At 60.7% G+C, this 20,817-nt stretch carries 16 protein-coding genes; 7 read left to right on the plus strand and 9 right to left on the minus strand.

From position 1 onward, the window contains the following. Nucleotides 1-715: MFS transporter (locus JHD62_RS17440; protein ID WP_199103965.1), on the plus strand; the 715-nt coding region annotated here is incomplete at its 5' end. Here JHD62_RS17440 and JHD62_RS17445 read toward each other — a convergent pair. Then, nucleotides 712-1,602 (minus strand): LysR substrate-binding domain-containing protein, encoded by an 891-nt coding sequence (locus tag JHD62_RS17445; RefSeq protein ID WP_199103966.1) that lies wholly within the window; start codon nucleotides 1,600-1,602, stop codon nucleotides 712-714. The two genes, JHD62_RS17440 and JHD62_RS17445, sit on opposite strands and share 4 nt — an antisense overlap. A gap of 178 nt (nucleotides 1,603-1,780) precedes the next feature. Here JHD62_RS17445 and JHD62_RS17450 point away from each other — a divergent pair, with 178 nt between their 5' ends. After that, entirely contained in the window at nucleotides 1,781-2,902 is a 1,122-nt protein-coding gene (locus JHD62_RS17450; RefSeq protein ID WP_370541079.1) for an S-(hydroxymethyl)glutathione dehydrogenase/class III alcohol dehydrogenase, read from the plus strand. Between the two features lie 63 nt (nucleotides 2,903-2,965). Beyond that, a complete protein-coding gene (fghA, locus tag JHD62_RS17455) occupies nucleotides 2,966-3,799 on the plus strand; it encodes an S-formylglutathione hydrolase (RefSeq protein WP_199103978.1) in 834 nt (277 codons plus the stop codon). 23 nt (nucleotides 3,800-3,822) lie between these two features. Here the strand turns inward: fghA and JHD62_RS17460 are convergent, their stop codons facing one another. The 3 genes from JHD62_RS17460 to speB all read right to left on the minus strand — a co-directional run bounded on the left by JHD62_RS17460 (nucleotide 3,823) and on the right by speB (nucleotide 7,239). Then, nucleotides 3,823-4,749: an ABC transporter substrate-binding protein gene (locus JHD62_RS17460; protein ID WP_199103967.1), complete on the minus strand. Its 927-nt coding sequence runs from the start codon at nucleotides 4,747-4,749 to the stop codon at nucleotides 3,823-3,825. A 76-nt stretch (nucleotides 4,750-4,825) separates the two neighbouring features. Next, a complete protein-coding gene (locus tag JHD62_RS17465) occupies nucleotides 4,826-6,193 on the minus strand; it encodes a sodium:solute symporter (protein ID WP_199103968.1) in 1,368 nt (455 codons plus the stop codon). An 89-nt stretch (nucleotides 6,194-6,282) separates the two neighbouring features. Continuing rightward, nucleotides 6,283-7,239: an agmatinase gene (speB, locus tag JHD62_RS17470; RefSeq protein WP_199103969.1), complete on the minus strand. Its 957-nt coding sequence runs from the start codon at nucleotides 7,237-7,239 to the stop codon at nucleotides 6,283-6,285. Between the two features lie 145 nt (nucleotides 7,240-7,384). On the opposite strand from speB, the gene JHD62_RS17475 reads away from it, so the two are divergent. Beyond that, nucleotides 7,385-8,293, plus strand: a complete 909-nt coding sequence (locus JHD62_RS17475) for a LysR family transcriptional regulator (RefSeq protein ID WP_199103970.1) — start codon at nucleotides 7,385-7,387, stop codon at nucleotides 8,291-8,293. Nucleotides 8,294-8,319: 26 nt separating this feature from the next. On the opposite strand, the gene pdxH is transcribed toward JHD62_RS17475, so the two are convergent. Next, nucleotides 8,320-8,961 (minus strand): pyridoxamine 5'-phosphate oxidase, encoded by a 642-nt coding sequence (gene pdxH, locus JHD62_RS17480; RefSeq protein ID WP_062790534.1) that lies wholly within the window; start codon nucleotides 8,959-8,961, stop codon nucleotides 8,320-8,322. A 183-nt stretch (nucleotides 8,962-9,144) separates the two neighbouring features. Here pdxH and hemA point away from each other — a divergent pair, with 183 nt between their 5' ends. The 3 genes from hemA to gcvA all read left to right on the plus strand — a co-directional run bounded on the left by hemA (nucleotide 9,145) and on the right by gcvA (nucleotide 12,896). Next, nucleotides 9,145-10,398, plus strand: a complete 1,254-nt coding sequence (gene hemA, locus JHD62_RS17485; RefSeq protein WP_199103971.1) for a glutamyl-tRNA reductase — start codon at nucleotides 9,145-9,147, stop codon at nucleotides 10,396-10,398. Beyond that, complete coding sequence (gene prfA / locus JHD62_RS17490) at nucleotides 10,398-11,474, plus strand: peptide chain release factor 1 (RefSeq protein ID WP_045848436.1); 1,077 nt, start codon at nucleotides 10,398-10,400, stop codon at nucleotides 11,472-11,474. The genes hemA and prfA overlap by 1 nt, the downstream gene beginning before the upstream one ends. A gap of 504 nt (nucleotides 11,475-11,978) precedes the next feature. Then, on the plus strand, nucleotides 11,979-12,896 hold the full coding sequence (gcvA, locus tag JHD62_RS17495; protein WP_199103972.1) for a transcriptional regulator GcvA: 918 nt from the start codon (nucleotides 11,979-11,981) through the stop codon (nucleotides 12,894-12,896). A gap of 6 nt (nucleotides 12,897-12,902) precedes the next feature. On the opposite strand, the gene JHD62_RS17500 is transcribed toward gcvA, so the two are convergent. The 4 genes from JHD62_RS17500 to JHD62_RS17515 all read right to left on the minus strand — a co-directional run bounded on the left by JHD62_RS17500 (nucleotide 12,903) and on the right by JHD62_RS17515 (nucleotide 20,566). After that, nucleotides 12,903-16,757 carry an ATP-binding protein gene (locus tag JHD62_RS17500; RefSeq protein WP_199103973.1) on the minus strand — a complete coding sequence of 1,285 codons (3,855 nt, stop codon included), beginning with the start codon at nucleotides 16,755-16,757 and terminating at the stop codon, nucleotides 12,903-12,905. Nucleotides 16,758-16,782: 25 nt separating this feature from the next. After that, nucleotides 16,783-17,529 (minus strand): response regulator, encoded by a 747-nt coding sequence (locus tag JHD62_RS17505; RefSeq protein ID WP_199103974.1) that lies wholly within the window; start codon nucleotides 17,527-17,529, stop codon nucleotides 16,783-16,785. A 39-nt stretch (nucleotides 17,530-17,568) separates the two neighbouring features. Continuing rightward, nucleotides 17,569-18,759, minus strand: coding sequence for an EAL domain-containing protein (locus tag JHD62_RS17510; RefSeq protein WP_199103975.1), 1,191 nt, complete (start codon nucleotides 18,757-18,759; stop codon nucleotides 17,569-17,571). A gap of 178 nt (nucleotides 18,760-18,937) precedes the next feature. Further along, nucleotides 18,938-20,566 carry a mechanosensitive ion channel domain-containing protein gene (locus JHD62_RS17515; protein ID WP_199103976.1) on the minus strand — a complete coding sequence of 543 codons (1,629 nt, stop codon included), beginning with the start codon at nucleotides 20,564-20,566 and terminating at the stop codon, nucleotides 18,938-18,940. Nucleotides 20,567-20,817 lie beyond the last annotated feature (251 nt).

Below are 20,817 nucleotides of genomic sequence, written 5' to 3' on the forward strand. Positions count from 1 at the left end.
CCGGCGCATTTTGCAGCGCATTTCCCGTCACCCCGGCCTGGCAGGGACGCAGCGTTTCAGTCTGGGCGAACAACAAAGCACATCAGCCAACAGCAGCTGGCGCGAGGTCCTGAGCCAACCCTGGACCATGGGCACGCTGCTGCTGTGGCTGTGCTGTTTCATGAGCATGCTGATTTACTACATGGGGGTGAACTGGATGCCGCTGCTGCTAAAAGAGGCCGGGCTGAACCTGCAACAGTTTTCGCTGATCAGTGCGCTGTTTCCCATCGGCGGCGGCGTAGGTTCCATCGTGGTGGGCTGGCTGATGGGCCGCCACGAAGCCAACAAGGTACTGGCCGGCACCTATCTGGCGGCAGGTGTGCTGGCCTGGGTGGTGGGCAATAGTGTGGGACAGGGTGAACAAGGCTGGTTGCTGGGCAGCCTGGTATTTTTCATGGGCTTTGCCTCTGGCGGCGGCCAGTCGGCCCTGTCATCGATGGCGGCTGGCTTTTATCCCACCCACTGCAGGGCCACCGGCGTGGGCAGCATGTTGGGAGTGGGTCGCTTTGGTGCCATCAGCGGGGTGCTGCTGGGTGCCGAGCTGCTACGCCAGCAGATGGCGCCGGGGGTGATTTTCAGCGCGCTGTTCTGGCCTGCCGCCCTCATCACCCTGTGCCTCTTGCTGAAATACCGGCATTACCATCGCCAGCCGCGTCTGCAAACCAGCCAGCGCTAGGCTTGCGCTGGCTTGAAGCCGGGCAAGCGCTCGGCCAGATGATCCACCAGCATGCGTATCTTGGGCGAAAGCTGGCGCTTGTGCGGGTACAGCGCCCAGATGCCTTCGTCCGGCTCCTGGTAAGCAGTCAGCAGTTCCACCAGCGCACCGCTGTGCAGATGACGCGCTACGTAGTAATCGGGCAACTGGACAATGCCCACGCCTTGCAGCGCGGCATGGGTCAGCGCGTGGCCGCTGTTGCAGCGCAGGCTGCCCTTCACCCTTAGCAGGCGGCGCTTGCCGCCTTCTTGCAGATGCCAGAAGTCGTTGCTGCCCAACAGGCAGTTGTGGCGCTCCAGCTCGGACAGGCTGTTGGGCAGGCCGTGACGCTGCAAATACGCCGGGGCAGCGCACACATGCTGACGGCGGCTGGCCAGCCGCCGTGCCACCAGACTGGATTCGCTCAGATGCCCCAGGCGGATGGCCAGGTCATAGCCTTCGGCCACCAGGTCCAGCACCTGGTTGGTGAGGTTGAGCTGGATATCCAGCGCCGGATATTGCTGCAGAAAGGCCGTGATCAGCGGGGCGATGTGGCTTTCGCCATAGGCCACCGGCGCGGTGAGCTTGAGCCTGCCCTGCGGCACCGCCTGATGCAGCGACAGTGCGCGTTCGGCTTCGTCCAGCCCGTCCAGCAACTGGCGGCAATGCTGCAAGTACAGCTGGCCGCTTTCGGTCAGCGTCAGCTGGCGGGTGGTGCGGTATAGCAGCTGCACATGCAGGCGCTGTTCCAGCCGGGTGATTTCGCGGCTGACCTGTGCGACTGACAAATCCAGCGCGCGGGCGGCACGGGTAAAGCTGCCCAGTTCGGCCACGCTGACGAATTCGCTTACCCCTTGCCATGCCGCCATTATTACTCCTGTGAAAAAATCATTTACCAATTAAGCAGATTATCGGCAAAAACAGTCGCAATACAATGGCGCTTTACTGCTGCCAGCCAGCATCCCTACTCAACCGCCCCGCAAAACGCCGCATGCATGCCGCGGCGGAGGCGGATTACCCCGTCAGGAGATCGCCATGAGTCAAGACATCATCAAGTGCAAGGCCGCCGTTGCCTGGGCTGCCGGTCAGCCGCTGTCCATCGAGGAAGTGGAAGTGGCACCGCCCAAGGCGGGTGAAGTACGGGTAAAGCTGGTGGCCACCGGCGTGTGCCATACCGATGCCTACACCTTGTCCGGTGCCGACCCGGAGGGCATTTTCCCCTGCATCCTGGGCCATGAAGGCGGCGGCATTGTGGAGTCGGTGGGCGAAGGCGTCACCAGCGTGGCGGTGGGCGACCATGTGATTCCGCTGTACACGCCGGAATGTGGCGAGTGCAAGTTCTGCAAATCCGGCAAGACCAATCTGTGCCAGAAAATCCGCGCCACCCAGGGCAAGGGCCTGATGCCGGATGGCACCACGCGCTTCTCCAAGGACGGCCAGCCCATCTACCACTACATGGGCACTTCCACCTTTGCCGAATACACCGTGCTGCCGGAAATCTCGCTGGCCAAGGTAAACAAGGCCGCGCCGCTGGAAGAAGTCTGCCTGCTGGGTTGTGGCGTCACCACCGGCATGGGTGCGGTGGTGAACACCGCCAAGGTGAAGGCGGGTGATACCGTGGCCATCTTCGGCCTGGGCGGCATCGGCCTGTCGGCCATCATCGGCGCGCGCATGGCCGGGGCCAGCCGCATCATCGGCATCGACATCAACGAGAGCAAGTTCGAGCTGGCGAAAAAACTGGGTGCCACCGACTGCATCAACCCCACGCTGTTCGACAAGCCGATTCAGGACGTGATCGTGGAAATGACCGATGGCGGCGTGGACTTCTCCTTCGAGTGCATCGGCAACGTCAATGTGATGCGCTCAGCGCTGGAATGCTGCCACAAGGGCTGGGGCGAATCGGTGATTATCGGCGTGGCCGGGGCTGGTCAGGAAATCTCCACCCGCCCCTTCCAGCTGGTGACCGGCCGGGTATGGCGCGGCTCGGCCTTTGGTGGCGTGCGTGGCCGTTCCGAACTGCCCACCTATGTGGAACGCTACCTGAAGGGTGAATTCCGTCTTGACGACTTCATCACCCACACCATGCCGCTGGAAGAAGTGAACACCGCCTTCGACCTGATGCATGAGGGCAAGAGCATTCGTTCCGTCATCCACTACAGCAAAGACTAAGCGCCATGTGGCCGGGCCGCAGCTGTTGCTGGCCCGGCATGCTACCGGGGGACGGAAATGAATCTGGAAAACATCAGCAGCAACCGCTGCTTTGGTGGCTGGCACAAGCAGTATCTGCATGACTCGGCGGTACTGGCCTGCCGCATGCGCTTTGCCATCTACCTGCCGCCGCAAGCGGCACAGGGCGACAAGGTGCCGGTGCTGTACTGGCTGTCCGGCCTGACCTGCACTGACGAAAACTTCATGCAGAAAGCCGGCGCGCAGCGGATTGCCGCCGAACTGGGTATTGCCATCGTGGCACCGGACACCAGCCCGCGCGGCGAGGATGTGGCGGACGACCCCGCCTACGACCTGGGCCAGGGTGCGGGTTTTTACCTCAATGCCACCCAGGCACCGTGGAACCGCCATTACCGGATGTACGACTATGTCAGCCGCGAACTGCCGGCGCTGATCGAAGCGCACTTCCCGGTCAGCCCGCGCCGCGCCATTGCCGGTCATTCCATGGGCGGGCACGGTGCGCTGGTCTGCGCACTCAAGCGACCGCAGGATTATGTATCGGTATCGGCTTTCAGCCCGATTGCCAACCCGGTGAATGTGCCGTGGGGTCAGAAGGCCTTTGCCGCCTATCTGGGTGAAGACCGTCAGCAATGGCTGGAGTGGGATGCCTGCCATTTGCTGGGCCAGGTACCGCAGATACCGCCGCTGCGGGTGGATATCGGCCTGGCCGATGCCTTTCTGGAAAACCAGCTGAAGCCGGATGCACTGGAAGCTGCTGCCCGCAGCGCCGGCCATGCCTTGCAGTTGCACCGCCATCAGGGCTACGACCACAGCTATTACTTCATCGCCAGCCTGATCGAAGCACAGCTGCGCTTTCACGCCGGACATCTGCTGGGCTGAATCGCAGTCCAGCCCAGACGATGTCAGCAGCCATCCAGATAGCGCAGTCGGGCCTCCTGTCCGGCTGCGCCGGGCAGATAACGCAGACGTAAATCCTGTACCGCGTCCATGCCGATGCGGTCTATTTGCAAATCACGGCGCAAGCCGTGCCGGGGGTCCATCAGCCGCGCATAAGCCTGCTCGGCTGCCTGGCGGCCCAGTCCGGCAATATTCTGCTGCAACAGGGTGGTGGCGGCATCGGCCTGCTGCCCACACCAGTCCAGTGCGGCACGGTAGGCCGCCAGAAATCCCGCCAGCTGGGCCGGATGGCTGTCTGCCCAGCGTTGGTGAACGGCTCCCACCGTGCCTTGATAATGCGGCAGGATGTCTGCCGTCTGCGCCAATACCTGACAGCCCTGCTCTGCCGCCATCAACTCATACGGCGTGCGTAACAGCGAGGCCTGGCACCGCCCCGCCAGCAAGGCCTGGTAGCGCTCTTCGGTACTGCCAAGCGCAGCAATCGTCACCTCGCCACGGCTGAGCCCGGCCTGCTCCAGCAAGGCATACAGCACCAGGGCAAAACCGGTATCGGGTGCATCCACCCCGATAATGGCCTGGCGAAGTTCCGCCATGCTGGAGATTCCCGGAGCGGCGACCAGACTGAGCAGGCCATCATCCCCACCCATGAACATCACGGCATCGGGCTCGCCCGGTACCGGCTGCTCGGCCCGGTTCTGCTGGTAAGCAATAATATTGTCCGCACTCAACAGCACCACCGGGTAACGGCCATCCAGAAAGCCTGCAATGATCTGGCGAGAACTGGTGGTGTATTCCAGCGTGATGGCCAGTCCGTTGGCAGCAAAAAAGCCCTGCTGCTGTGCTGCCCACAAGGGCAGATTCCAACCACCATCAAACACGCATACCGTCAGCGCCTGCATGCAGGCTGCCAGCTGATCCTGCTGGTTTCGCATGGTGAAAGCCTTTCATTGAAATGGCCGCTACCCAGACGGGCAGCGGCCTTGTACTTGCCGTCAGCAGCAGCGCCGCTTACAGGCGGGCAGTAACCGGACTGCCACGCCCGGTCATCAGGCTGACCAGCACGAAGCTGACCAGGGCCACGGCCAGGCTCTGGTAGATGGGCAGGTTGGAATCCAGCCCATAACTCACCATGGCCAGAATGGCCGTGCCACAGCCCAGTACCATGCTGACAATTGCCCCGGCAGTGGTGGCGCGCGGCCAGAATATCGCCCCCAGCAAGGGCACCAGCATGCCCGCCACCAGCAGGTTGTAAGCCAGGGTCAGGGCGGTGAGCACGTCATGCACCACCATGGCCAGCATCAATACCACGCCCCCCACCAGCAAGGTCAGCATGCGGTTTAACCACAGGCCGCCCCGGTCGCTGACGATCAGGTCTTCACTCAGCGTGGTGGAGGCGGCCAGCAAGGCGGCACTGGCCGTGGACATCATGGCCGCCAGCGCGGCAGCAATCACCAGGCCGCGGATACCATCGGGCAGGCCATCCTTCACCATGGCGGCGAAGGCATTGGCCGGGACGTCCAGGTCCGGCAGCAACACCTTGGTGGCCATGCCGATGGCCGCACACACCAGCCCGTACACAATGCAGTACAGCCCGGCAACGGTGCCGGCATAGCGCGCCACGCCGTCACTGCGCGCGGTGAACACCCGCTGCCAGATATCCTGGCCAATCAGGATGCCGAAGAAGTAAATGACAAAATAGGTGAGGATGGTATCGCCACCAATGCTGGTAAAGCTGAAATAGGAAGCAGGCAGCTTGGCCTGCAGTTGTTCCCAGCCACCCACGCGGTGCAGGCAGATCGGCAGCAGGATGAACATCAGCCCGATGGTCTTGATCAGGAACTGCACGATGTCGGTCAGGGTCAGCGACCACATGCCGCCGATGGTCGAATACACCACCACCACGCCACCGCCTATCATCACCGCCAGCCAGAACGGCAGGGTGAACAGCACCTGCATCACCGTGGCAATGGCCAGCACCGAAGTGACACAGAGCATGACGGCATACAGCAACATCACCAGCGCGCTGGTCCGCCGCGCCACGGTGTTGTAGCGGCGCTCCAGGATCTGGGTGACGGTAAACACCTTCAGTTTCAGCAGGGGTTTGGCCAGGAACAGGTTCAGCACCAGGATGCCGCAGCCCAGCGCTGCACACAGCCAGAAACCGGAAATGCCGTACACATAGCCCAGCTTTACCGTACCCACGGTGGAGGCCCCACCCAGCACCGTGGCGGCCATGGTGCCCATGTAAAAACCCGGCCCCAGATTACGCCCGGCTACCAGGAATTCTTCCCGGCTGGTGGCGCGGCGCATGCCCAGCCAGCCCAGCAATAACATGCTGGCGATATAAACGAACACGACAAAGATATCGAGTCCCATGGTTGCTCTCCTTCAATCTGCCCTAGTGGCAATGTATTGGCGGTTCAAACGGAATGTATTGGGCTGCTCTGCGGCAGCCTGATGACGGACTAGCGCCGGAAAGTGACGCCGGGCAGCACGCACAGCATCTCGAACAAGAGATTGGCCCCCAGCAAGGCGGTATTGCCGGTGGTGTCGTAAGGAGGGGAGACTTCAACCAGATCACAGCCCACCAGATTCAGGCCGTGACAGCCACGCACGATTTCCAGCGCCTGGACCGAGGTCAGTCCGGCTACTTCCGGCGTACCGGTGCCGGGTGCAAAGGCCGGGTCGATGCCGTCGATGTCAAAACTCAGGTATACCGGCCCGCCGCCCAGCTGCTGGCGCACTTCCTGCATCAGCGGTTGCAAGGAACGGTTCCAGCACTCTTCCGCCGGTACGACGCGAAAACCCTGACGGCGTGCCCAGTCGAAATCCTCGGCCGCATAGCCGCTGCCGCGCAAGCCGATCTGTACCACGCGTCCTGGGGCCAGCAGTCCTTCTTCCTGCGCACGGCGGAAGGTAGTGCCGTGGGCAATCTTTTCGCCAAACATTTCGTCGTTGATGTCGGCATGGGCGTCGACATGAATCAGCCCCACCGGGCCATGCCTGGCCGCGATGGCGCGCAGGATGGGCAGGGTAACGGTGTGATCGCCCCCCAGGCCCAGCGGAATCACATCATGCTGCAACAGCGCACGGTAGCCGGCTTCGATCCGGGCCACGCTATCCAGCAGGTTGTAGGGATTGGTGGCGATATCGCCGATATCGGCCACTTGCAGGGTGTCGAAGGGCGCGGCACCGGTGCCCATGTTGTAGGGACGCAGCAGGACCGATTCATTGCGGATTTCACGCGGGCCAAAACGGGTGCCGCTACGGTTGGAGGTGCCGATGTCCAGCGGCAGGCCGACAAACACGGCATCCAGCCCGGCGGCAGTGTCTGCCTTGGGCAGGCGCATCATGGTGGCAATGCCGCCAAACCGTGGCATGGCATTGCCACCCAGCGGCTGATTGTATTCAGTGATAGGCATGCTGACTCCTGAAACTGAGGTTGAGGAAAGCTCAGTCTATTCAGGCGGCAACTTGGGAAAAATCACCGTATTCCACTGTTTACATTGATAAATCTGAATGTGTGTAATGACCGGCCTGACTCACCGCCAGCACCCGGAAAAAAACATGCTCAATACCCTGTCCAGCCTTGATTTACGCCTTATCAGGGTTTTTCGTGCCGTTGTCGATGCCGGAGGCATTTCAGCTGCCCAGTCCACCCTTAACGTCAGCCAGTCCACCATCAGCAACCAGCTGGCCGCGCTGGAAACCAGGCTGGGTTATCGCCTGTGCGAGCGTGGCCGCGCCGGCTTTGCCCTTACCGCCAAGGGCAGCCAGCTGCTCAATGCCAGCCGACATCTGCTGGATGCCGCCGAAGCTTTCTGCGTGGAAGCACGCCAGCTGGAGCGCAAACTGCTGGGGCAGTTGCGCATAGGCGTGGTGGGACACACCACCATGCGCGCTCATTCCCGCCTGTCGGAAACCATTCGCCGCTTCCGTCAACGCGAAGAGTCGGTCGAGCTGATGCTATCCATGTTGCCGCCCGGCACACTGGAAGAAGCACTGATCAATGGCGACATCCATCTGGGCATCGGCTATTTCTGGCACCGCGCGCCCAGCCTGCAATATCTGCCCTTGTTTACCGAACACCAGCTGGCTTATTGCAGCCAGGACCACCCGTTGTTCTTGCAGGCGGGGAATATATCGGTGGAAGAAGCCGCCCGGCATGACTGGGCGTGGCGCAGCTATCCGCTGCCAGACATCCCGCTGCCGGTGGAAAACTGGCGCGTCACCGCGCGCGCCGACAATATGGAAGCCATGGCCGTACTGATTCTGTCTGGCCATCACCTGGGCTTTCTGCCGGAGCACTTCGCCCGCCCCATGGTGGAGCAGGGCATGCTGCGGGCACTCAATGCGGCGCAGCTTTGCTACCACCCCACTTTTCACATGGTGACACGGCAAAACGCCAGGCAAAGCGAGGTGATCCGCGCCTTCACCCAGGATTTGCTGGCGGCACACCAGTTACCTGCCAGCTAAACACTTTGGCCCGACGACTGGCCGTATCAGGGCGCCAGTCGCACCCGTTGCCAGCTGGCATCCGCCTGCAACAGGTAGACCACACGGTCGTGCAGGCGGCTGGGGCGGCCCTGCCAGAACTCCACCCGGTCGGGAATCACCGCATAACCACCCCAGTGCGGCGGGCGCGGTACATGCAGCGGATGCTTGACGCCAAACATGGCGGCGCGGCTCACCAGCACATTCTTGGAGCTGATTTCGGTGCTCTGCTCGCTGGCCCAGGCACCCAGCCGGCTGGTATAGGGACGGCTGGCAAAATAGGCGTCGGACACTTCCGGGGCCACTTGCTGTACCCGGCCTTCCACGCGCACCTGGCGTTCCAGCTCCGGCCAGAAAAAGGTAATGGAAACAAAGGGATTGTCTGCCAGCTGCTGCCCCTTGCGGCTGAGATAGTTGGTGTAGAACACCAGCTGGCCGTTTTCCACGCCCTTGAGCAGGACGATGCGTGCAGTGGGGCGGCCATCGGCACCGACTGTCGCCACGTTCATCGCGGTGGGTTCGTGCACCTGCGCAGTCATGGCCTCGTTCAGCCATACCTCGAACTGCGCGATGGCATCGGGCAGGCAGTCGTCCGGGGACAGTTCTTTCTTCGAATAATCCTGGCGGATATCGGCAAGATTCAGCGACATATCGCTCTCCTGATTCAGTATGCCGCCATGTTAAGACAGAAGACGACCCAAGGGGTAGCCATCCACACCGTGGAAGAATGTGCGCCGCTGCGTGGCATTTGCACCGCAAAGCCCCGGAATTGGGGACGTTGGCGATTAACTTAGGCTAGAATATGGCCTTTCCCCTGCAGCCCTGTTCCGCCCATGCATCTGGTTGCCTTTGGCCTGAATCACCACACAGCTCCGCTATCGGTGCGCGAGAAGCTTGCCTTCCCGGCCGAGGTGCTGCCCAACGCGCTGGAAAGCCTGGTCGGCTCGCAGGCGGCACGTGAGGCGGCCATTGTGTCCACCTGCAACCGCACGGAAATCTACTGCAACAGCAATAATCCGGAGCAGGCCTTGCAATGGCTGTCGCAATACCATGGCCTGCCGGTGGAGGAACTGCGCCCCTACCTGTACCAGCTGGATGCCAGCAGCGCGGCGCGCCATGCTTTCCGCGTGGCCTCGGGCCTGGATTCCATGGTGCTGGGTGAAACCCAGATCCTGGGCCAGCTGAAGGATGCGGTACGGACGGCAGAAAATGTCGGCACGCTGGGTTCGCTGCTCAATGGCCTGTTCCAGCGTACCTTTGCCGTGGCCAAGGAAGTACGCAGCAGCACGGCAGTGGGGTCCAGTTCGGTATCCATGTCTGCCGCCGCGGTGAAGCTGGCCGAGCAGATCTTCCCCACCATTGGCGAACTGAACATCCTGTTCATCGGCGCCGGGGAGATGATCGAACTGGTGGCCACCCATTTTGCCGCGCGCGAACCCTCCTGTATCACCATTGCCAACCGCACCCTGGAGCGGGGGCAGAAGCTGGCCGAGCAGTTTGGTGGCAATGCCATCACCCTGTCCGAGCTGCCCGATGTGCTGCATCGCTACGATGTGGTGGTCACTTCCACCGCCAGCCAGCTGCCGCTGGTGGGCAAGGGCCTGGTGGAGCGCGCGCTCAAGGCCCGCCGCCACCGCCCCATTTTCATGCTGGACCTCGCGGTGCCGCGCGATATCGAAATCGAAGTCGGCAAGCTCAATGATGTCTACCTGTACACGGTGGACGACATTGCCAGCATTGTGGAAGTGGGCAAGGAAGCACGCCAGATTGCGGCGGAAGAAGCCGAATCCATCATTCAGGCCCGCGTGGCCGAATTCAACGACTGGCTGAAAAAGCGCGAAACCGTACCGCTGATCCGCGCCCTGCGCGATGAGGCCGAACGGACCCGCCGCCATGCACTGGAGGCCGCACTCAAGCAGCTGGCCAAGGGCACGGCACCGGAAAAGGTGCTGGAAAGCCTGTCCTTGCAACTCACTAACAAACTGATGCACCCGCCCACCCAGGCACTGTCCTCGGGCAGCGGCGCGGAGCATGCGGCCGTGGTGGAAACCATCGCCCGCCTGTACCGCTTACACCCGGAGTCGTAATGAAACCGTCGATTGCGACAAAACTGTCGCAGTTGGCCGATCGCCTGGAAGAAGTCACCCATCTTCTGGCCAGCGAATCGGCCACTGCCGATATGGATCAGTTCCGCAAACTGACCCGAGAACACGCCGAGCTGACCCCGGTGGTGGAAACCTTCCAGCAATACCAGCAGTGCGAAAACGACATCGCCACCGCAGGTGAAATGCTGTCCGATCCGGACATGAAGGAATTTGCCCAGCTGGAAATCGACGAAGGTCGGGACAAGCTGGCCGCGCTGGAGCTGGAGCTGCAAAAACTGCTGCTGCCCAAGGACCCCAACGACGAAAAGAACATCTTCCTGGAAATCCGCGCCGGTACTGGCGGCGACGAGGCAGCCTTGTTTGCCGCCGACTTGCTGCGTATGTACACCCGCTTTGCCGAACGCAATCGCTGGCAGGTGGAAATTGTCTCCGCCAGCGAGTCGGACCTGGGCGGCTACAAGGAAGCCATCGTCCGCATCATCGGCTTCGGTGCGTATTCCAAGCTGAAATTCGAATCCGGCGGTCACCGCGTGCAGCGCGTGCCGGCCACTGAAACCCAGGGCCGTATCCACACCTCGGCCTGCACCGTAGCGGTGATGGCCGAGGCGGACGAACTGGTGGATGTGGTGCTGAATCCGGCCGACCTGCGTATTGACACCTTCCGCGCCAGCGGTGCCGGTGGCCAGCACATCAACAAGACCGACTCCGCCGTGCGTATCACCCACCTGCCCACCGGCATTGTGGCGGAATGTCAGGATGGCCGTTCGCAGCATGCCAACAAGGCCAGCGCCATGCAGGTGCTGGCGGCACGTATCAATGACATCCAGCGTCGCGAACAGCAGCAGAAAGAAGCGGCCGAGCGCAAGAGCCTGATTGGCTCCGGCGACCGCTCCGAGCGCATCCGCACCTACAACTACCCGCAAGGCCGCATTACCGACCACCGTATCAATCTGACGCTGTACAAGCTGGATTACGTGATGGATGGCGATCTGGTCGAACTGACTGATGCGCTGATTGCCGAGCAGCAAACCGAACTGCTGGCAGCACTGGGCGACTGAACCTGGCTTGACGGCACATGCCGGTTTGCCCCGTCCGGCGCATCGTTGTACACTCGGAACCCGAAAAAGCAGCGCCTTGGCAACAAGGTGGCCGGGGCAACTGCCCCCTGGGCTTTTTCTCCGAATCTTCAGGCCACGCAAGTGGCCTTTTTTCTTGCCCGCCAGCCACCTGCGGCACACGGCAGACAAAAAAAATCGGCCGGGTCACAGAGGCAGGACCCGACCGTTCCCAACGTGGAGATGGTGGAAAAAATGATTGCCGGCAAGCTGGCTGCTTGCCGCAGAAAAACCGACCGCGCGCCTGATGATGGTGGGGCATATCAGCCATGCAAACAACACATCAGTCGCACAAACAAGCCAGGATGACCGACTTGCTGAAATAAAATGCTTCAGGTGAAACAAGCTGCACTTTGCCCTGACAGATCAACGGGCTAGGCACAAGGATAACCAGCCCCTGCTCGCCTGACAAAGCAGTTATAATCATGCCAGCCATGAATAAACAGCATGAATCCGATGAAACTGCCTCCCTTGAATGCCTTGCGGGTCTTTGTTGCCGCCGCCGAACACCTGTCCTTTACCCGCGCAGCCAACGCCCTGCACCTGACGCAGGGTGCCGTGAGCCGGCACGTGCAAACCCTGGAGGAGTTTTATGGCACCAGTCTGTTCATCCGCCAGGCACGCGGCCTGGCGCTGACCGCCGAGGGTGAAGCCCTGGTCAAGCCGGCGCGTGACGCCTTCCAGCTGCTGCACGAGGCCAGCGAAATGCTGCGCCTGCGCCAAAGCGGGCTGCGGGTGCGCATTCCGCCCACCCCGGCCATGCGCTGGGTGCTGCCCAACCTGCCGGATTTCCAGACCCGCTATCCGGAATACACCCTGCACCTGATTACCCAGCTGATTCACGACAAGCCGTTCAACCGCGCCGAATACGACCTGGCCATCATCGGCATGCCGCGCCCCGAGGTGTATACCGATATGCGCATCGAGTGCATCTGCCGCGAAAAGCTGGTGCCGGTCTGCTCTCCCTCCTTGCTGGTAGGGCCGCATCCGCTGCGCACCCCGGAGGATTTGCAATACCACACCCTGCTGCACCCGTGGCGGGATCAGGATGTATGGGATCGCTGGCTGAAACTGGCCGGGGTAAGCAATATCAACCCGGAGAGCGGCGTGACCTTTGATGCGCTGGAATATGCGCTGCATGCGGCGGCGGCAGGCATGGGTGTGACACTGGCGCAGGTTTCAATGGTGAACGATGACATCCAGCGCGGACGGCTGGTGATTCCGTTTGATACCGTGCTGGAAACCGAGTGGGCGTATTACCTGATGTACTCGCACGATATGGCCCAGCAACCCAAGATCCGCGCTTTCCGCGACTGGCTGATTGCCACGCTGGAGCGCAGCGAGGCCATCAGCCGCAGCATGTAGCACGGTTCAGACGCTGGCGGTGTCCTGCTGTTGCAACCAGCTGTCGAATGCAGCCAGCGCCTGCTCCAGCACAGGCACCAGTCCGATGGCCGATGCTGCCTGACCGGCCTTGGCGGCCTTCTCCACGGCCTCCGCCGCATTCCCCATGTCATTGGCCCCCACCATGCGGCTGGCACCCTTGATACGGTGTGCCGCCCAAGCCAGCTGATCGGCATTGGCTGCATTCACGGCCTGGCGCAAGGCGTCCATGTCTTCCTGATTGGCTTGGGCAAAGTCATGCAGTATTTCCAGCTCTACCGCCATGTCACCATCGCTGTAGACCTCCAGTACAGACCGATCCACCGGGCAGCTGGTACTGGCAGAAGACATTGCATTGCTGGGTTCCATCACGCTCTCCGCTGCGTTGTGCAGCCATTTTTTCAGCATGGCTGACAGAATGTTGATGGCCAGTGGCTTGGTCAGGAAATCATCCATCCCGGCCGCGCTGGTCTTGTTGAGTTCTTCCTGCCCGGCATTGGCAGTGCAGGCAATGATGGGCAGCCGGCCGCGCTCCGGATGCTCGGCCTCGTAGGCACGTATCAGCCGCGCCAGTTCATAACCATCGGTCACCGGCATGTGGCAGTCGGTCAGCAGCAGGCTGTAACGCCCGGCCTGCCACATGGCGTAGGCCTGGGCACCATCTTCCGCACATTCGGCGGTATAGCCCAGCTTTTCCAGCTGGCGCAAGGTGAGTTTGCGGTTGGTGGGATTGTCCTCGGCAAACAGGATGGGCAGGTATTGGCCATGCGTGCCGTCCTCGGTTTCCGGTGCGGCTGCATGGGTGGTGCGGGTGGCATCGTCATCCAGCTCGCCGGCGGGCAGCTCCTGGCTATCGACGATATTGGCCACCAGCAGCAAGGACGCACGCGTCCCCTGGCCCGGCTGGCTGTCGAGTTCCACATGGCCACCCATCAGCCCGGCCAGACGCCGGCAGATGGCCAGACCCAGCCCGGTTCCGCCAAAGCGGCGACTGGTATCGGATTCGGCCTGGGTAAAGGGCTCGAACAGCCGGGCCAGGTTGTCCGGCGAAATGCCTATCCCGGTGTCGATGATGTCAAAGCGCAGGGTCTGGGCGGAAAACTCCTGCTCCAGCACTTCCACGTGCAGGGTAATGCCGCCGTTGGCGGTGAACTTGACGGCATTGCTGACGAAGTTCTGCAGGATCTGGCGCAGGCGCAAGGGATCGAGCAATAGTGCTGGTGCCAGGCGTTCATCCACTTCCAGCTTCAATTGCAGGCCCTTGGCCGCCGCGGTTTCGGCATACAGTGTGCGCACCTGTTCCAGCAGCGGTTTGACCGCGGTGGGGGTGAGCACCACTTCCAGCTTGTCCGCTTCGATCTTGGAGAAATCCAGAATGTCATCAATCAGCCGCAACAAGGTGCGGGCGGACTCCTGGATGGTGTCCACGCTGTCCTTCTGCTCCGGGTTGAGCGGGGTCATGGCCAGCAGTTCCAGCATGCCCAGCACACCATTCATCGGGGTGCGGATTTCGTGGCTCATGGTGGCCAGGAAAGAACTCTTGGCCCGGTTGGCCGCATTGGCCTGGTCACGCGCCATGCGCAGTTCAAACTCGGCCAGCTTGCTCTCGGTAATGTCCAGACAGGCCAGGATGGTGCCTTCATTCGGCCGATCCGGAAACAGCAGCATGCCTTCAAACAACACCCAGATAGGGAGGCCTTCGGCATTGATGCACTCCAGCTCGCAGCGCAGCTTGCTCTGGTACTGCACCATATTGTTGAGCTGGCTGGTCAGGTCGAACCAGCTTTGGTCGGATGCCAGCAGCTCCATCAGGTGCATGCCGGGCAGGCTGCTGCCGCCACGGCCAAAAATGTCCTCTGCCATGCGGTTGGCACGCACGATCTGCATTTGCTCGTTCAGCCGCAACAAGCCAATGGGTGAGGCGGAATAGATGGCCTCTTCTTCTTGCAACACCGAACGCAACTGCGATTCGGACAGCTTGCGCCGATCCTCTTCGTCGAAGAAACCCAGAACGTTGGCATAGGCTCCCACCAAGGGCTGAATGCCCTTGCCCAGCAGGGCAAGATCCGGCTTCAGCAGGCAAATCAGGGCCGATACATCGTCATCCATGGACACCGGCAGGGTAATCCAGGGCGGCATTTCGGCCAGGCGCTGCAACAGCCAGGTCAGTGGTTCTGGCTCATGCGCTACGGTTTCCAGCGGTGGGAGCGAGTCTGGCCAGCTACCAGCTTGCAGGTGGATCTCGAAGCGGTCGTCCGGAAACTCGGCCAGCACCAGCATGAAACCCTGCTCGGCACTGCTGAAACGAATGAACTCTTCCAGCAGACGGTCCAGCACCTGATTGCGTGGCCAACGGCTGAGCATCAGGTTTTCCACATGGGAGATGGCGGACAGCATGCTCAGGTTGTGTTCCAGCGAATGTTCGGCAATACGCCGTTGGTGCTCGTCACGCACGATCAGCATGAATTCCTTGTCGGTATCCGTGCTGCGGAACAGGCTGACCGTGATGCCGGCGAAGAAGCGCTCCTGATTGAGCTTGATGCCTTCACCTTGCAGCGTCTGGCTGCCCAGCTCGCTCACCCGGTACAAGGTATCAGCCAACGCCTGTGGCAAGCTGATCAACTGGCTGATCTGCCGACCTTCCAGCATTTCCCGCCCGTTATCGAACAGGCGTTGCGCACCGGCATTGGCCGACAGCACCGTACCGTGCTGGTTGATGGTCATGATGGCATCGCCCGCGGCATCCAGCATGCGCTGCAAGCGGTTCAGCGGCTTGAGCACCCGCTTGGTCATGCTGTAGAGCAGAACCAGCCCCAGGGCCAGAATGGCCAGGCCCAGCACGGCATCGTGAATCAGCTGCCGGTGATAGTCTTCCAGGGCAAGCTGGATCTGGGCGGCACTCAGCCGGTTGGTCTGTACAAACAGGTTCCAGCTTTCCTGCTGCACCTGTGCCAGCAGTTGCTGCATGTCGGATTGCATGCCGGCAATGCTCTGGTGCGCCTGCATGGCTGCCAGTTGCTGTTTGTTGAGCATGTGCAGCTGCAAGGCGGCATCCGAAACACGCCGCAAGCTGGACTGCAAGGCCTGATCCTGCGTATGCGCCACATCAGCACGCAGCTGTTGCAGCATCAGGTTGCTCAGGTCCAGCCGGGATTGCAGGTCACCCTCTTCGGTTTCACTCAGCGGTGCATCACGCTCGCTGCGCAACAACAGGGCGGAAGCGGTGGTACGCAGGACATGACCGATATTCCAGCTGTCCTGGGCGATATCCATCATGATGTACAGGCCAGGGGGGGCATGCCATTTCATCTGTCCGTTCATGCCAATCAGCACATCGTTGATGGCATCCTGCAAATGGCGTGAAGACAGTTCCACACCATAACCCAGCGTTTCATCCGTCCCCCAGGCAGGGCCGATCCGCATGTCGACTTCTGGCCGCAAGCTGCGAAAACTCTCCAGCTGCAATGCGACATCGGCCAGTTTGGCACGCTGCTCAGCCACAATGTCACGCTCACCTGCCGCCAGTGCCTGCGTTATCCAGCTGTCTGCCTGCATGCGCAACAAGGCAAGTGCGCTGCGTTCACTCGGATAGGGAGGGGTGTTACGGTACAGCAGGCCACGACCAAGAATAGCCTCACGCCGCAACAGATCGGCCGCAGTGTAAAACTTGCTGCTGATCTGATGAACCTCAGCCAGCTCCACTGCCTGCTGATAATGCTGCCAGGATGCCGCCAGCAAGCGGGTAACCCAGCCGATCTGGAAGACCCCAAGCAAGACGACAATGGCAATGACTGCTCTGCCGATGGACAGCGTCTGGCTGGTCTTGTTGTTGATTCTGGCCATCCATCCCCCCTGCTGGCGCAAAGGCCTAGCCTTGCTGACCAGATGGTTCGGTTGCCGCAGCATCCGCAACCGGCGTTTGGTCAGACGTCTCGATTTCCAGCTGATGTACGCCGTAACGGTCGCTGAAATTACGCAATACTGCCAGTTGGTTGGCCGAGATACTTGCCCCCTGCGGCAGCAGCAAATGCCCGCTCTTGCTGCGCAGGTCTGCCGCCAGTACCGAGCCGGGCCTGGCGCTGTGTATCGTCACGATTTCCCCCTGCACGGCGGGCAAATCCTCTGCGCGCGGTTCGAACAGACGACGGAACACCTTTTTGTCGTAGTCGGTTCCGGTATCAACACTGTAATAGCTGAACGGATCAACCTCAGGCCGGGGGCGCTTCAGTGCCTGGGTAATCGCCTTTTCCACATCCGCCGGTTTTGGTGGCTTCACGACAAAGCCATCCGCGTGCAGTTTGACGGCCACTGTGACATTGCTGCGGTCGGCATGGCCAGACAGGATGATGAAAGGCAGGTTGGATGCATTGGCCGTATGGCCACAGCGCAGTTCCTTGAGCAGGTCCAGGCCATTCATCGGCTTCATTTCCACATCGCACAGCACCAGGTCTACCATGCGCATGTCCAGCGTACGCATGGCAGTGCTGCCATCCGGTGCTTGCGAGATATGCTCCGCACGGATTCCCATGGTTTGCAGTGACTGGCTGACCAGTGTGCGGACCAGCGACTGATCGTCCACCACCAGTATTTTCAGCTTTTCCAGCTCAATCGACATGATTCACCCCTTGCACGTCATGACATCATTGCTGCTGGTCTATCCCTGAATGGTGCCAGCAGTCTGTTGTTGTTCCAGATAAGAGGATAGCTCGCCCATGCCCAACTGCAGGGCAATTTGCTCGCCACTGACATGACAGCCGGACAGCGCGTTGATAGCGGCAAGGTCGGCTTCATTATCCAGATGCGTGATGGTCAGTTGCGCGGTGGTCAATCCGCAGCATTGCAGCAAGGCAAGCAGGCTTTGTTGCTGGTGCGGCCACTGCTGCATCGTGGAGGCGGCAACACGCACGCCATCCAGCGGCAGACCAAGCAGATTGCTCACCGTCAGACTCCCCTCACCCAACTGCTCGGCCAACAAATGGAAACCAAAGTATTTCAGCTTGGCAATATTCTCATAGCATACCGGAGAGTGATGCGCCTGCAAGCCATCGGCCAGCAGAAATCCGATTTGTCCTGGTACCAGCCCGTGCTGGCGCAACAAGGCGGCATAGCGATCGAACACATTGTCATGCGCCAGACAGTTGGCATCCAGATGCAGCAAGAAGGGTATGTGCTGACGCAGCGAATGGGGAATACCAACCAGAACCTGCACCAGGCGCTCCATCACCATTTCCAGAATCAGCACCGGAAGCTGCGGGTTACTGGCCAGCTGTCGGTAAAACCCGGCGTCCAGTGGCAACAGGCCGCTTGGCAATTGCAAGGCGGCAACCTGCACAGCCCGGAGCTGACGCTGCTCATCATCCAGTACCGGGCGAAATTCCAGCGCCAGTGGTGCCCCAGCACAGTCATGCCACAACTGCTGTGGATCCAGCGGGGTACTGCCAGCCTGCTGCTCCATGTCGGCAAAAACCGCATTGAGCTGATGCAGGAACTGGTCAATGCTGTATGGCTTGCACAGGAAATGCACACTGGGCATGCCCTGACCGCGCGCCATGCGCACGATGGCATGCAGGATGCGACTGTCGTAGCCGGATATGATGAGCAAGGATGCCCGGCAACCGATAGCCGTCAGGTTCTTGATGAAGTCGATCCCGCTCATCCCGGGAATGCCGATATCGGTGATGATCAGGTCGTAACTGTTTTCCGCTGCACTGCGCAGCGCTTCGGCGGGGTCGCTGAATTCATCGATAGTCGTGGCTTGCCGGCTGAAGAAGCCGGTCTGACGGGAAATCAGCTTGCGCAGGATGACCTGGTCTTCCAGGATCAATAATCTCAGGGGTGGCGGCATTGCGGACTCCTCAGGAATGCAATGTCCACCGGATTTCAAGGCCGGTAGCAATGCGGGCGTTTACGCTATTGGTATAGCAGCCCGCATCACTCCGGAGCAAGCATTACCCTGGTAATGCTTGATAAAAACAGAATGAAATTAAAGTAATTACCAGGCAAATCGCGCATCCTGCCTTTAGTCAGCGCGTTTCTTGTGGTGGTTCGGGTGGAGTCGCCGGGGCGGCATACCAATTTTGCAGCGGCACGATCACCGGCTGTGCCGGCTGGGCACGGAAGTGCGGAGACATGATCTGCACACCAAACTCATTGAACACATCCTGTATATGCCCGTGCAGGGCGGTAAACAGATCGACGGGTAGTGTGTCCGGCAGGATATTCACCTGCAGCTCGTACTCGACATAAAAATCCTGCAGCTTCAGCTGACGGACCTGGATGGGCTGTCTTGCATCCACTGTCGGCGTGCGGTGCGCTGCCAGCTCCAGCATGGCCTGCACTTGCCGCCATGGCGTGTCATAGCCAATCGACACCACCGTGGTCAAAGCCAGCCCGCGCCCCTGACTTGGCCGGCTGTAATTCTCCACCTTGCCGCCCACCACCACGGCATTGGGCAGGGTGACCTCATGCTCCTGACGCGTCATCACCTTGGTGGACAAGGCACTCAGCTCGGTCACATACCCTTCCACATCGCCAATGCGTACGTAGTCGCCTGCACGCAAGGCACGGGAATACACCAGGACCAGGCCGCTCATTGCATGATTCATGATGCCCGCCGAACCCAAGGTCACCAGCAAGCCGAAGAACACACTCATGCCTTTGAAGGCATCGGAATCCGCACCCGGGAAATATGGGTAGGCAATGGTCAGTGCCAACAACCACAACACCACACCCAGCAAGCGACGGGTGGCACCCGCCGTTTCAGGATGCAGGCCGGGAAAGCGTAACTGGCCTCGTTCGACCATGCCGAACACCAGGCGCAAGCCACGTGACAACAAACGGGCAAACAGAAATATCAGCGATACCGTCAGCAAACCGGGAATGGCCGAAGCCGTGTTATCGAGCAATGCGCTCACCAGCGTCCACAGGAATGCCCCCAGGCGCCGGCTCCATGGCAAGGTATACGGAAAGCGGGCCAGCAACCAGGTCAGCCACAGATAGCTCAGGAACAGGATGCAGAGCGCGGTAGTCAGATTGATGATGCCACCTTCGGCCCGCAACACCATACCGCGCAAGCTGACACGCGCCCGAATCCAGCCAGGGAGCTTATCCGGGTGCAAAGGCAAGCGCCGCAAGGCATGGCGCCGCAGGCGCAACACAAGATAGAGCATGCCGACAAATACGACCGTCCCCGCAATGCCATAGCCAAAGGCGATGGCTAGCGCCCCGGAGGAGTGCTCCTGCAAATAGTTACGCCGTAATCGATTCAGCCGTTCCACCACATTGCTGGCGGATTGTTGCAGGCTCAGGCCATCAGCCGGGTCCAGATCATCGGCGATGATATTGAACAATGGCTTGCCGTTCACCGATATCCGGTAAGCAGTATTTGCCCCATTACCATACGGCGTGGCCTGTACGGGAAACGCCGCATCTGCGGCTTCCAGGCCACGCATCCGCGCTTCCACACGCACCACACGTTGTGGTGCAGTAAGCTCACCCTCTTTACCCAAAAACAGATAAACCGGTTGCCCGGCCAAAACCAGGGTGCGCTGCTGCTCCCAGGCATCGGGAGACAAACGCGGCTCCGCAGCCATCAGCGGATGGCTCAGCAACCAGGTGCACAAGACAAACACACGCAACAACAGGCTAGACACAATGCATCCTCCAGTCGTGGACCGGCCTTAATCATAGCGGTTTGGCAATGCCGGGTAAGGGGGGCGTGTCATCACCGGCCATGCCGATGCAATCGTGGAGACTGACTGAGGAGAGTATGGGCGAGCCCAAAAGCACAAAGCCCAGCTCGGTTGAGCTGGGCTTCGAATGGGGAGTCTGGCGGTGTCCTACTTTCACATGGCGAATGCCACACTATCATCGGCGCTAAGGCGTTTCACGGTCCTGTTCGGGA

Source organism: Aquitalea sp. ASV11 (genome assembly GCF_016429185.1).
GTDB classification, from domain to species: Bacteria; Pseudomonadota; Gammaproteobacteria; order Burkholderiales; family Chromobacteriaceae; genus Aquitalea; species Aquitalea pelogenes.